This is a genomic window from Streptomyces hawaiiensis, from assembly GCF_004803895.1.
In the GTDB taxonomy this organism is placed as follows: domain Bacteria; phylum Actinomycetota; class Actinomycetes; order Streptomycetales; family Streptomycetaceae; genus Streptomyces; species Streptomyces hawaiiensis.
Window position 1 is genome coordinate 2,725,134 of the sequence record NZ_CP021978.1, and the last position, 13,169, is coordinate 2,738,302.

The 13,169-nt window shown below is 68.6% G+C and carries 12 protein-coding genes; 3 read left to right on the forward strand and 9 right to left on the reverse strand.

The features are described 5' to 3' along the window. Window positions 1–16: 16 nt before the first annotated feature. Complete coding sequence (locus CEB94_RS12600; protein WP_175432308.1) at window positions 17–1,183, reverse strand: HpcH/HpaI aldolase/citrate lyase family protein; 1,167 nt, start codon at window positions 1,181–1,183, stop codon at window positions 17–19. A 227-nt stretch (window positions 1,184–1,410) separates the two neighbouring features. On the opposite strand from CEB94_RS12600, the gene CEB94_RS12605 reads away from it, so the two are divergent. Further along, window positions 1,411–2,325 carry a TerD family protein gene (locus CEB94_RS12605; protein WP_175432309.1) on the forward strand — a complete coding sequence of 305 codons (915 nt, stop codon included), beginning with the start codon at window positions 1,411–1,413 and terminating at the stop codon, window positions 2,323–2,325. Between the two features lie 37 nt (window positions 2,326–2,362). On the opposite strand, the gene CEB94_RS12610 is transcribed toward CEB94_RS12605, so the two are convergent. The 6 genes from CEB94_RS12610 to CEB94_RS12635 form a co-directional block, all read right to left on the reverse strand. Beyond that, window positions 2,363–3,100 (reverse strand): TerD family protein, encoded by a 738-nt coding sequence (locus CEB94_RS12610; RefSeq protein WP_175432310.1) that lies wholly within the window; start codon window positions 3,098–3,100, stop codon window positions 2,363–2,365. Between the two features lie 129 nt (window positions 3,101–3,229). After that, complete coding sequence (locus CEB94_RS12615; RefSeq protein ID WP_175432311.1) at window positions 3,230–4,375, reverse strand: DUF475 domain-containing protein; 1,146 nt, start codon at window positions 4,373–4,375, stop codon at window positions 3,230–3,232. Between the two features lie 125 nt (window positions 4,376–4,500). After that, window positions 4,501–5,076, reverse strand: a complete 576-nt coding sequence (locus CEB94_RS12620) for a TerD family protein (RefSeq protein WP_031131331.1) — start codon at window positions 5,074–5,076, stop codon at window positions 4,501–4,503. 135 nt (window positions 5,077–5,211) lie between these two features. Further along, window positions 5,212–5,787, reverse strand: a complete 576-nt coding sequence (locus CEB94_RS12625) for a TerD family protein (protein WP_175432312.1) — start codon at window positions 5,785–5,787, stop codon at window positions 5,212–5,214. 147 nt (window positions 5,788–5,934) lie between these two features. Continuing rightward, entirely contained in the window at window positions 5,935–6,393 is a 459-nt protein-coding gene (locus CEB94_RS12630; RefSeq protein ID WP_175432313.1) for a peroxiredoxin, read from the reverse strand. Window positions 6,394–6,499: 106 nt separating this feature from the next. Then, window positions 6,500–6,937, reverse strand: coding sequence for a DUF3052 domain-containing protein (locus tag CEB94_RS12635; protein WP_031131325.1), 438 nt, complete (start codon window positions 6,935–6,937; stop codon window positions 6,500–6,502). 417 nt (window positions 6,938–7,354) lie between these two features. Here CEB94_RS12635 and aceE point away from each other — a divergent pair, with 417 nt between their 5' ends. Both aceE and CEB94_RS12645 read left to right on the forward strand, forming a co-directional pair. After that, the gene (gene aceE, locus CEB94_RS12640) at window positions 7,355–10,102 is read left to right on the forward strand and encodes a pyruvate dehydrogenase (acetyl-transferring), homodimeric type (RefSeq protein ID WP_175432314.1); all 2,748 of its coding nucleotides are present in this window, start codon (window positions 7,355–7,357) and stop codon (window positions 10,100–10,102) included. 77 nt (window positions 10,103–10,179) lie between these two features. After that, the gene (locus CEB94_RS12645; RefSeq protein WP_246111781.1) at window positions 10,180–10,926 is read left to right on the forward strand and encodes a potassium channel family protein; all 747 of its coding nucleotides are present in this window, start codon (window positions 10,180–10,182) and stop codon (window positions 10,924–10,926) included. Between the two features lie 63 nt (window positions 10,927–10,989). Here CEB94_RS12645 and CEB94_RS12650 read toward each other — a convergent pair whose 3' ends face one another. Next, complete coding sequence (locus CEB94_RS12650; RefSeq protein ID WP_175432315.1) at window positions 10,990–11,298, reverse strand: small hydrophobic protein; 309 nt, start codon at window positions 11,296–11,298, stop codon at window positions 10,990–10,992. A gap of 235 nt (window positions 11,299–11,533) precedes the next feature. Beyond that, entirely contained in the window at window positions 11,534–13,153 is a 1,620-nt protein-coding gene (locus CEB94_RS12655; RefSeq protein WP_175432316.1) for an MFS transporter, read from the reverse strand. Window positions 13,154–13,169 lie beyond the last annotated feature (16 nt).

Below are 13,169 nucleotides of genomic sequence, written 5' to 3' on the forward strand. Positions count from 1 at the left end.
CCCTTGCGTCGTACCTTCAGCCCGGCAGTCCCGCCGCCAGCAGTTCCACGAAGCCGATGTCCTGGTTCGCCACGCCGAAAACCTCGGCACGCAGCAGGGTCCGCTCGGCCCAGGCCCGATGCGGCTTCACCTCGTTCATCTTGTTCGTGTACGCCGATCTCAGCACACCCCCGCCGCCGCGCTCCGGGCGCAGGATGTCCTGGGCGTCCGTGAACTCCTCGTGGCTGACGACCGACAGGGCGTGCACCGGCAGCACGTGCGAGGGGTGGATGCAGGTCTTGCCCAGCAGGCCGTTGGCGTGGTCCAGGGAGATCTCCCTCAGCAGGCCGTCCATGGCGTGCTCGATCAGCTTCTCGCGCAGTTCCGCGGCCTGCACCTCCAGGAAGGGGCTCTGCCGCAGCTGCGGTTTGAATATGCGCTCCTGGACCCGGAAGTACTCCCAGACCGGCCCGGTCACGGTGAAGCCGGTCCCGTCGGCGCGGCCCAGCATGTTCACCACGTCGGCGATCACGGAGGCGACGATCTGCACGTCGTAGGCCGTCATGTCGGGACCTCTGCGCAGCCCGTAGGAGGAGCAGAAGTCCGTCACGCCGAGGCGCAGGGCGAGCACGCGGTCGCGGTACTTGTCGATCGCCCGGGAGATGCCCTCGAGGGTCTCCACGCGGGACTCCCGGTAGAGCAGCTCCGGGGACTCCAGCACCGGCATGGCGAAAAGACGACGGCCGCTTTCGGCCTCGGCGGTGGCCAGGGCCTCGAGGAAGGGGATGCCGCGTTCCTCGGTGAACTTGGGCAGCACGAACCCGGACAGCAGCCGGACGGCGGCGCCGAGGCGTCGTACCAGGTCGGGTATCTGCTCGGGGGTGCGCACCCGGATGAACAGCAGCGGCAGGTCGGCGTCCGCGAGGCTGTCGAGGGCCGTGAACTGGCGGACGAGGTTCTCCTCGCCGGGGCCGACGTCCGCGTCGTCGATCGAGTCCTCCAGGCACAGCACCATCGAGACCACGCCGCGCCCGGCCTGCTTGAGGACGTCGTCGGCCAGGTGCGGCCGGGTGGCCGGGCTGTACAGCGTGGCGCCCAGGGCGGCGGCGAGCAGCCGGGCCGGGGAGTCCGCGCTGAACGTGCACGGCTCGCGGTAGAAAAGACGCTTTCGCCCCTCAGGGGCGATGTGCCCGAAATGACGCATGGAACTCCCCCGTGATGGTTGTGCGGCCTGCGAATCGTCGAAAGCTGGCCGGTAATAGTACGTAGAAGTCCATGTCAGAGGTTCCCGTCAGGCATGAATATCAGGTAACGCGGGCAAGCACAGCCGGGCCCGGCCATGACGACGGTAGTCCGCGACGGCCGTCGGCGCCGCTCGTGACCGCGGCCCCCGCGTTGTCGTGAGCAGGACCGAGAAGGCAGGATGACCGCATGACGCACGCCATGCTGAAGGGGTCGAACGTCCCGCTGGAAGCCACCACGGTACGCGCCGTGCTGCGCTGGACACCCGGGCAGGGGGTTCCGGACGTCGACGCCTCCGCGCTGCTCCTCGGCCCCGACGGTCGTGTGCGCTCCGACGAGGACTTCGTCTTCTACAACCAGCCCCGGCACCCGGCCGGGAAGGTGTGGCGGCTCGGCAAGAAGCGGGTCGCCGAGGGCCTGACCGACACGATCCAGACAGAGCTCACCGGTGTCGAATCGGAAGTCAGCCGGATCCTGCTGGTCGCATCGGCGGACGGCGTGACGTTCGACCGCGTACAGGCGCTGCGCATCCTGCTGTACGACGCGGCGGGCACGGGTGCGGAAGCGCTGGCGTACTTCGACGTCAAGCCGGAGACGGGCGAGGAGACCGCGCTGATCTGCGGCGAGCTGTACCGGCGCGGTGAGGGCTGGAAGTTCCGGGCGCTGGGCGAGGGCTATTCGAACGGGCTGCAGGGGCTCGCGACCGACTACGGCATCTCGGTGGACGAGTCCGAGGCGGCGGCGGAGGAGCCGACCACGACCGTCCCCGCGCCGCCCACCACGAACACGCCCGCGCAGCAGACGACCGCCGGACCCGCCCAGCAGTCCCCCGAGGTCTCCCCGCCGCTGCCCCCGGAGCAGCCGACCGTGGTGCCCGCACAGCCCGGGTACGGCTATCCGCCGCCGCAGCAGCCGCCGACGACGCAGCCGGCGTACGGCTACCCGCAGCCCACCGGCCGGCCCGCGTACGGCTACCCCCCGGCACCGGCCGCGGCGGGTGCCGCGGGGGCCCAGACCGGCTACGGCTACCCGCCGCCGGTCACCGCGGTCCCCGACCCGGACTTCCGGCTGCCCCCGCAGGGGCCGCAGTTCATCGGGCGCTAGACGCAGACCCGGGGGCGACGCCGCCGGGACCGAGCGGTCAGCGGTCGACTCTGGTCTTGTAGCCCCGCCCCCACTGCAGCCCCCACCCGTACAACCGGTCGAGCTCGGCCTGGAAGCCGTAGACGAACTTCGCCTCGCGGCGGACGATGATCTCGTTCTTCACCTTCTCGATCATGACGACGGCACAGGAGCGGGCCTGCGGCTGGCGTTCGTCGAGGTGGATCTCGATGCGGGGGCCGTTGCTCGGGTAGAGGGTGACGATGGCGTGGGCGCGGTCGAAGGCGGGCGTCTGGTCGTAGATGTAGACGAAGACCAGGAGCCGCTTGATGTGGTCGCGGTGGTCGAGGTTGATGTACATCGTCTCGCCGGACGCGGAGCCGAAGCGGTCGTCGCCGCTGAGTTTGACGTACGGCGCGGCGTTGGTCTCTCCGAGGTAGCCGCCGAGGGGCTGGACGACGCCCTTGCTGCCGTCCTGGAGTTCGTAGAGACAGCCGAGGTCGAGGTCGACGTTGACCATGCTCTGGCTGTGGCCGACGACCTCGGGGGGCTTGAGGGCCCGGAAGGGATGGCGCAGCAGGCTCTCGCGCTGGGAGCCGCCGAAGTCGGAGGTGCGCATCCGCCAGCTCAGGTTGACGCGCAGATGGCCGGTGGCCGCGCCCTGTTTGGTGAGTGATATCTGCGCGCGCCGCTTGGTCAGCTCGATCGCGTTGGTCGACGCGTCGCCCGAGTCGAACTGTGCCTCGCGGCCACGCCGAAGTCCGTCGAACAGGCCCATTCCGCCCCCACGTTCACTTGGAGACCGCAGGTCATCGCGTTGCCCACGGCCCTTGACGACCGACGGGGCGGCCACCGAGGGTCACCTCGGTGGCCGCCCCGCACAGAGCGTTCCTCACCCGGAGGGGTGTCACACCCCGGACGAGACCTGACTCTTCTCGTCCGAGCCGGACCCGCCCTCGGCCGCCGCGATGGCGCGGTTGCGGCGCACGGAGGACCAGAAGGAGGCACCGATCAGGACGACGCCGATGGAGCCGGTGATGAACTCGTTGATCTCGTACTGGATGGTCACCAGGAGGACGGCGGCGAGGGCGCCGATGGCGTAGTGAGCGCCGTGCTCCAGGTAGACGTAGTCGTCGAGGGTGCCCTCGCGGACCAGGTACACGGTCAGGGACCGGACGTACATGGCGCCGATGCCCAGGCCGAGGGCCATCAGGACGATGTCGTTGGTGATGGCGAAGGCGCCGATCACTCCGTCGAAGGAGAAGGACGCGTCCAGGACCTCCAGGTAGAGGAACATGAAGAACGCGGCCTTGCCGGCCAGCCTGACCGCCGACTTGGGCTTGCCCTCGCGCTCGGCCTTCTCCTCGGCCTCGTGCTCGCGCTCCTCCTCCTCTTCGAGCTTGTCCTCGAAGTAGCCGGAGAGGCCGCCGACGATCATGTAGGTGATCAGACCGGCGATGCCGGAGAGCAGGACGGTCTCCGCCTTGTCGGCGTGGGTGCCGCCGTGCTGGTGGGCGTTGGCGCCGAAGGTAATCGCGGAGATCAGCAGGACGATCAGGGCGATGCAGACCGACAGCATGTCGACCTTGCCGAGCTTGGCCAGCGGGCGCTCCAGCCAGCCGAGCCACTTGATGTCCCGGTCCTCGAAGATGAAGTCCAGGAAGATCATCAGCAGGAACATGCCACCGAAGGCGGCGATCGACGGGTGGGCGTCGGTGACGTACTGCTGGTACTGGTCCTTGTCGGTGAGCGCGAGATCGACGGCCTCGATCGGCCCGAGCTGGGCGCTGAGCGCGACGATCACGACGGGGAAGACCAGCCGCATGCCGAAGACGGCGATCAGGATGCCGATCGTGAGGAAGATCTTCTGCCAGAAGGCATTCATCTTCTTCAGGATCCCGGCGTTGACCACCGCATTGTCGAAGGACAGCGAGATCTCGAGGACGGACAGGATCGCAACGACGCCGAACGCGGTCCACCCTCCGTACAAGATCGCTGCGACCAGGCCGAGCGCGGTGACCGCGAACGACCACCCGAAGGTTTTCAGAACCACTGGCTACCCAATCGTGTGTGTACGGGGCTCCCCCGCGCCGTACCCGGCTTTACAAAACTTTGAATCGGAAGTCTAGTCGGCATCCTTCCGCACCCCACGGGGCCCCGGATTTTGCTCATATCGCGTTATGAGACGTTGACCCCGAAGTCCAGCGCGATGCCCCGCAGCCCCGACGCGTACCCCTGCCCGACGGCCCTGAACTTCCATTCGCCCTGGTAGCGATAGAGCTCACCGAAGATCATCGCGGTCTCCGTGGAGGCGTCCTCGCTCAGGTCGTAGCGGGCGAGTTCCTGGCCGTCGGCCTGGTTGACCACACGGATGAAGGCGTTGCTGACCTGGCCGAAGGTCTGGCCGCGCTCGTCGGCCATGTGGATGGAGACGGGGAACACGATCTTGTCGCACTGCGGCGGGACCTTGGGGAGGTCGATCAGGAGCGACTCGTCGTCGCCGTCGCCCTCGCCGGTGAGGTTGTCACCGGTGTGCTCGACCGAGCCGTCCGGGCTCTTGAGCTGGTTGTAGAAGACGAACCACTCGTCCCCGAGCACGCGCCCGCTGCTGCACATCAGGGCGCTGGCGTCGAGGTCGAAGGGCGCTCCGGTGGTGGAGCGCGCGTCCCAGCCGAGCCCGACCAACACCTGAGTGAGGTCCGGTGCGGCCTTGGACAGGGAGACATTGCCCCCCTTGGCGAGTGTGACGCCCATGATGCTGTCCCTCCCCTTGGGGCCACAGGCCCGGTGGTGTTACTGAGGTGGTCCTGCACGTCCGGCGCCGCACGTAAACCGTGCGGCGCCGGACAAGAGGACCTTCGGGCCCTGTCGCCAGGGCCCTTCAGTGGTTCAGACGTTCACGCCGAAGTCCTGCGCGATGCCGCGCAGGCCCGAGGCGTAGCCCTGGCCGATGGCGCGGAACTTCCACTCCGCGCCGTGCCGGTAGAGCTCACCGAAGACCATGGCGGTCTCGGTGGAGGCGTCCTCGCTCAGGTCGTAGCGGGCGATCTCGGTGCCGCCGGCCTGGTTCACGACGCGGATGAACGCGTTGCGCACCTGGCCGAAGGACTGCTGGCGGGTCTCGGCGTCGTAGATCGATACCGGGAAGACGATCTTTTCCACGTCGGCCGGGACGGTGGCGAGGTTGACCTTGATCTGCTCGTCGTCGCCCTCGCCCTCACCGGTGAGGTTGTCACCGGTGTGCTCCACGGAGCCGTCCGGGGTCTTGAGGTTGTTGAAGAAGATGAAGTGCTGGTCGTTGCCGACCTTGCCGGAGTTGTTCAGCAGCAGCGCGCTGGCGTCCAGGTCGAAGTCCGTGCCGGTCGTGGTGCGGATGTCCCACCCCAGACCGATGATGACCGCGGTCAGGCCCGGCGCCTCCTTGCTAAGCGATACGTTGCCGCCCTTGCTGAGGCTGACTCCCACGAGTCCTCCATTGGTGTCCAGGGGCGGGATGCCCCGTTGTGCTCGGATGTCGGATCAACGAGTCGATCCTAGTGACGGGTTCCCGCCCCTCGCAGGCCCTGAGGCCGACAATTCAGCCGGTGTCGAGCGCATGCCGCCCGACCGGCGTCACAGGGAGTCGAGCGCCTTCACGTAGTCGTTCAGGTCGCGCGCGTCCGGCAGGCCGTTGACGACGGTCCACCGCACGACGCCCTCCTTGTCGATGACGAAGGTGCCGCGCACGGCGCAGCCCTTGTCCTCGTCGAAGACGCCGTAGGCCCGCGAGACGTTGCCGTGCGGCCAGAAGTCCGACAGCAGCGGGTACTCCAGGCCCTCCTGCTCGGCGAAGACGCGCAGGGTGTGGATGGAGTCGTTGGAGACGGCGAGCAGCTCGGTGTCACGGTCGGAGAACTGCGGCAGGTTGTCACGCAGCTCGCACAGCTCACCCGTGCACACGCCGGTGAAGGCGAAGGGGTAGAAGAGCAGCACCACGTTCTTCCGGCCCCGGAAGCCGGACAGCCGCACGGCCCTGCCGTGGTTGTCCTTGAGCTCGAAGTCGGGGGCCTTCTCGCCGGCCTGGATCGCCATCGCTGGGGGTGTCCCTTCGTGGGGCTTCTCGGGGTGGGACCACCCTACGCAGGCGTCGGCGCAGGCCGAAGGGCGGGCCGGCAGCGCCGGCCCGCCCGCCGTACGACTAACGCTTGGACTTGGCAGCCTTGGGCGTGGCCAGCCGGCTACCGCTCCAGTCCTTGCCGACGCTGACGCTCTTGGACGCCGTCAGACCCGCCGTGGTGGCGGCTTCCGAGATGTCGCTCGGCTCCACGTACCCCGAACGGCCGGTCTTCGGCGTCAGGAGCAGGATCGCGCCGCCCTCCTCGATGTACGTGGTGGCGTCCACCAGCACATCCGTCAGGTCGCCGTCGTCGTCACGGAACCACAGCACAACGGCATCGGCCACGTCGTCGTAGTCCTCGTCCACCAGGTCGGCCTCGATGATGCCCTCGATGGCCTTGCGGAGCTCCTGGTCCACGTCGTCGTCGTAGCCGATCTCCTGGACCACCTGCCCGGGCTGGAACCCCAGCCTGGCGGCAGGGTTCGTCCGCTCCTCCGCGTGGTCCGCGGTCGCGCTCACGGGTTGCCTCCTGATCATGTTTTGGGAATAACTCAGCCACGCGCGTGCGCGAAGCATTGGCCGTAGTCCACACGGGCGGGACCGATCGCGCAAGTACCCGGCCGTTCAGACCGCCGAAACGGTGACGATCCTGGCGGTGTCACCGCAACTCCTGGCACACCATCATGGTCCGAGGTGACGCACACCACACCTTTCTGCCCTGTTTGGGCGTTTGGGAATCGTCTGTGGGTACGAGACTCGAAGGTATTCGCCCCATACGTCACGGAGTCGATCTCACGTCTTGGTTACCGCTGGGTAGAGATGACGTTTCCCGGCCCCGAGGTGGACCATGGGAGCGGCGCGCCCCCAGCGACGACGCCCCGGCGACGACAAGCGAAACAGCGGCCCTCGCAGGCCCTCTGACAGGTAAGGAACAGCGTGGCTTCCGCATCCGATCGCAACCCGATCATCATTGGCGGCCTTCCGAGTCAGGTTCCTGACTTCGATCCCGAAGAGACTCAGGAGTGGCTCGACTCCCTCGACGCCGCCGTCGACGAGCGCGGCCGGGAACGGGCCCGCTACCTGATGCTGCGGCTGATCGAGCGGGCCCGCGAGAAGCGCGTGGCCGTGCCGGAGATGCGCAGCACGGATTACGTCAACACCATCCCCACCAAGAGCGAGCCGTTCTTCCCGGGCAACGAGGAGATCGAGCGCAAGGTCCTGAACGCCACCCGCTGGAACGCGGCGGTGATGGTCTCCCGGGCCCAGCGCCCCGGCATCGGCGTCGGCGGCCACATCGCCACGTTCGCCTCCTCCGCCTCCCTCTACGACGTCGGCTTCAACCACTTCTTCCGCGGCAAGGACGAGGGCGACGGCGGCGACCAGGTCTTCTTCCAGGGCCACGCCTCCCCGGGCATCTACGCCCGCGCCTTCCTGCTGGACCGGCTCGGCGAGGAGCACCTGGACGGCTTCCGCCAGGAGAAGTCGAAGGCGCCGCACGGGCTGTCGTCGTACCCGCACCCGCGGCTGATGCCGGACTTCTGGGAGTTCCCGACGGTGTCGATGGGCCTCGGCCCGATCGGCGCGATCTACCAGGCGCGGATGAACCGCTACATGCACGCGCGCGGGATCGCCGACACCTCGAAGTCACAGGTCTGGGCGTTCCTCGGCGACGGCGAGATGGACGAGCCGGAGTCGCTGGGCCAGCTGTCCATCGCCGCCCGGGAGGGCCTGGACAACCTGACCTTCGTCGTGAACTGCAATCTCCAGCGGCTCGACGGTCCGGTACGCGGCAACGGGAAGATCATCCAGGAGCTGGAGTCGATCTTCCGTGGCGCCGGCTGGAACGTGATCAAGCTGGTCTGGGACCGCAGCTGGGACCCGCTGCTCGCCCAGGACCGCGACGGCGTGCTGGTCAACAAGATGAACACCACGCCGGACGGGCAGTTCCAGACGTACGCCACGGAGACCGGCGCGTACATCCGCGACCACTTCTTCGGTGACGACCACCGGCTGCGGGCGATGGTCGAGGGCATGACCGACGACCAGATCCTGCACCTGGGACGCGGTGGCCACGACCACAAGAAGATCTTCGCGGCGTACAAGGCGGCCGCCGAGCACAAGGGCCAGCCGACGGTCATCCTCGCCAAGACGATCAAGGGCTGGACGCTCGGCCCGAACTTCGAGGGCCGCAACGCCACGCACCAGATGAAGAAGCTGACGGTCGACGACCTCAAGCGCTTCCGCGACCGCCTCCACCTGCCGATCCCGGACAAGGAGCTGGAGTCCGGCGTGCCGCCGTACTACCACCCGGGCCGGGACTCGGAGGAGATCCAGTACATGCACGACCGCCGCAAGTCGCTCGGCGGTTACGTCCCCACGCGCGTGGTCCGCTCCAAGCCGCTGGCGCTGCCCGAGGACAAGACGTACGCGACCGTGAAGAAGGGCTCGGGTCAGCAGTCCATCGCGACGACGATGGCCTTCGTCCGGCTCTTGAAGGACCTCATGCGGGACAAGGAGATCGGCAAGCGGTTCGTGCTGATCGCGCCGGACGAGTACCGCACGTTCGGCATGGACTCGTTCTTCCCGAGTGCGAAGATCTACAACCCGCTCGGCCAGCAGTACGAGTCGGTCGACCGCGATCTGCTGCTCGCGTACAAGGAGTCGCCGAACGGTCAGATGCTGCACGACGGCATCTCGGAGGCGGGCTGCACGGCGTCGCTGATCGCCGCCGGATCGGCGTACGCGACCCATGGCGAGCCGCTCATCCCCGTCTACGTCTTCTACTCGATGTTCGGCTTCCAGCGCACCGGCGACCAGTTCTGGCAGATGTCCGACCAGCTGGCGCGCGGTTTCGTCCTGGGCGCGACCGCCGGCCGTACGACCCTGACCGGTGAGGGCCTCCAGCACGCCGACGGCCACTCGCAGCTGCTGGCCTCCACGAACCCGGGCTGCGTGGCGTACGACCCGGCGTTCGGCTTCGAGATCGCGCACATCGTGAAGGACGGCCTGCGCCGGATGTACGGCGGCTCCGAGGAGCACCCGCACGGCGAGGACGTCTTCTACTACCTGACCGTCTACAACGAGCCGATCCAGCACCCGGCCGAGCCGGAGAGCGTGGACGTCGACGGCATCCTCAAGGGCCTCTACCGGTTCAGCGAGGGCACGGCGGGCTCGATCCCGGCGCAGATCCTGGCGTCCGGTGTCGCGGTGCCGTGGGCCGTCGAGGCGCAGAAGATCCTCGCCGAGGACTGGAACGTCAAGGCGGACGTCTGGTCGGCGACCTCCTGGAACGAACTGCGGCGCGAGGCCGTGGACTGCGAGCGGCACAACCTGCTGCACCCCGAGGAGGAGCAGCGGGTGCCGTACGTGACGCGCAAGCTCGCGGACGCGCAGGGACCGGTCGTGGCCGTGTCCGACTGGATGCGGTCCGTTCCGGACCAGATCGCGCGCTGGGTGCCGCAGACGTACCAGTCGCTCGGCGCGGACGGCTTCGGCTTCGCGGACACGCGGGGCGCGGCCCGCCGGTTCTTCCACATCGACGCGCAGTCGATCGTGGTCGGCGTGCTGACCGAGCTGGCCCGTGAGGGCAAGGTCGACCGCTCGGTGCTCAAGCAGGCCATCGACCGGTACCAGCTGCTCGACGTGTCGGCCGCCGACCCGGGGGCCGCGGGCGGCGACGCGTAGGGCGTCCAGGTCGCGGCCAGTTCCCGTGGGGCGGCACCCTGACCGGTGCCGCCCCACGCGTTTCCTACCATGCTTCCATGACGCTCCCGATGACCGCATCGACCACTCTGGCCCGTTGGGAGCGGCGCACCCAAGGCCCGCTGCTGGCGCTGGCCGTGCTGTTCGCGATCGCCTACGCCGTCCCGATCGTGGCTCCGGCGGCTTCGCGGGACGTGCTCACCGCGTGCCATGTCACCAACTGGGCGGTGTGGGCCGCTTTCGCCGCCGACTATCTGGTCCGCCTGCGGCTGGCCGAGGACCGGCTGCGGTTCGTGCGCGGCAATCCGCTGGCGCTGCTGGCCGTGGTGCTGCCGCTGGCGCAGCCGCTGCGGCTGCTGAAGCTGGTGTCGATGCTGTTCCTCGCCGGGCAGCGGGCGCGGTTGGCGTCGCAGGTACGGGTCACCACGTATGTCGCGGGGTCGTGCCTGGGACTGCTCGTCTTCGGTGCGCTGGCCGTGCTGGAGGTGGAACGGGACGAGCCCGGTGCCTCCATTCACACCCTGGGGGACGCGGTCTGGTGGGCGTTCACCACGATGACCACCGTGGGGTACGGGGACATGGCGCCGACCACCGGGCTGGGGCGGATGCTGGCCGTCGGGCTGATGCTGTCCGGGATCGCGCTGCTCGGTGTGGTGACGGCGAACATCGCCGCCTGGTTCATCGCACGGTTCGAGAAGGACGACGTCGAGGGGCGGCGGCAGACCGAGGCGATACGGGAGCTGACCGAGGAGGTGCGGGCGCTGCGGGGGGAGGTGGCGGCGCTCAAGGGGACATCGGTCGAGTAGCGCGGGGCACACGGGTGGGCCCCCGGTGCGTCGCCGGGGGCCCTTTCCCTTGCCGCACTCGGGTCAGAACATTCCGATGCCCGGTGTGGCCGCTCCGGACAGCCAGATGATGGCCAGGAGCGTGTCGATGGCGCCCAGGACCAGGGCGACCACGGCCGCGGTGGGGCGCGAGCCCGACCAGGCGCGGCCCATGGCGAGCCAGCCGCAGACCATCGCGGCGGGACCGAGAACGATCCCCAGCACGAAGAAGCCCGCAACGGCGCAGATGACTCCGATGAGTCCGAGTGTCGCGCGATCCGTCCCGGTCCGTGACCACGTCCGGCTACGTGAGCGGGGGTGCCTGCGCGTACCGTGTCCGAAGCTCGCCATCATCAACTCCCGTAAACCCTCGGTCGGTTGGGGTTCTATTCGGGTACGACATGGCGAGTACCCCGTACCCGCGTTTCAATCCCGCTGCCTGCGCGCCGCCCCCCTCCGGCAGCGCGCCGCAGCGTTCACCCTCCATGTCCTGCGGAGGACTTGACCCACTGTGACCTGCGGCGCGTGCCGAAGGGGAGGGTTCGGCGGCCGTGTTCATCCTGATAGGCGAACGAGCCACCGGGGAGCGTCAGATGTGCGCCGCTCCCGCACCGGCCTGCGCGTTCTCACCGCGCTTGGTGAGGAACGCGACGAACACGGCGACGGCCGCCACGCCCGCGGCGGTCAGGGAGGCCAGGCTCATGCCGTCGATGAACGTGGTGTGCGCGACCTCGGTGATCTTCGCGGCGATCTGCTCGGGCGTGCCTTCGGGCACCGGGGCGCTCCCCTGTTGGACGGCCAGCGCGGCCTGCTCCGCCTGGGCCGGGGTGAGCGGCGGCAGCCCCGCGTCCGCCCAGTTGCCGGCGAGTTCGCTGTCGACCTTGGAGGCCATGACCGCGCCCAGCACGGCCGTACCCAGGCTGCCACCGATCTGCATCGCGGCCTGCTGGAGACCGCCGGCGACACCGGACAGCTCCATCGGCGCGTTGCCCACGATGACTTCCGTGGCCCCGACCATGACGGGCGCGAGGCCGAGGCCCAGCAGGGCGAACCAGACGGACATGACGCCGCTGCCCGTGTGTGCGTCCAGCGTGGACATGCCGTACATGGCGATCGCGGTGAACGCCATGCCGCCGGCCAGCGGGATGCGCGGGCCGAACTTGGTGATCATCACGCCGGCGAGCGGGGATCCGACGATCATCATGCCGGTGAGCGGCAGCAGGTGCAGACCGGCGTCGATCGGGCTCATCCCGTGCACGTTCTGGAGGTAGAACGTCACGAAGAACAGGCCGCCCATGAAGGCGATGGCCATCAGGACCATGAGGACGACACCCGCCGACAGCGGGACGGAGCGGAACAGCCCCAGCGGGATCAGCGGCTCCTTCACCTTCGTCTCCCAGACGGCGAAGAGCCCGAAGCCGACGACCGAGGCGACGATGAACGCCCAGGTCTTCAGATCGCCCCAGCCCCACTCAGGGGCCTTGATCAGCGCCCAGACGAGGCAGAACATCGCGGCGGACAGCAGGACGATGCCGAGGAGGTCGAAGGAGCGCGGGGCGTTCTCGGCGCGGTGGTCGAGCAGGATCAGCACGCCGAGGGCGACCGCGAGGACGCCGACCGGCACGTTGATGAAGAACACCGACTGCCAGTTGACGTGCTCGACGAGCACGCCGCCGAGGATCGGGCCGCCCGCGGTGGACGCGCCGATGACCATGCCCCAGATGCCGATGGCCATGTTCAGCTTCTCGGCCGGGAAGGTGGCCCGCAGCAGACCGAGCGCGGCCGGCATCAGCAAGGCGCCGAAGAGACCCTGGAAGACGCGGAAGACGATGACGGCCGTGATGCCCTTGGACAGCCCGATGGCGGCCGAGGAGGCGGCGAAGCCCGCCACGCCGATGAGGAACGTCTGCCGGTGACCGAATCGGTCACCGAGCTTGCCCGCGGTGATCAGGGAGACCGCGAGGGCGAGGAAGTAGGCGTTGGTGATCCACTGGAGATCCGACCATGCGGCCCCCAAATCCTTGCCGATCGCCGGGTTGGCTATGGCCACGATGGTGCCGTCGAGGGCCACCATCATGACCCCCACGGCGACGGTGATGAGGGTGAGCCAGGGGTGCCCTCGCAGGCCCTTGCCCGGCGCTGCGTCCGACGGCGACGCCGGTACCTTGCCCCCCGGCCCCGTCGAGTCGATGGTGGTCTGACTAGTCATACCGCGAGGCTAGTGA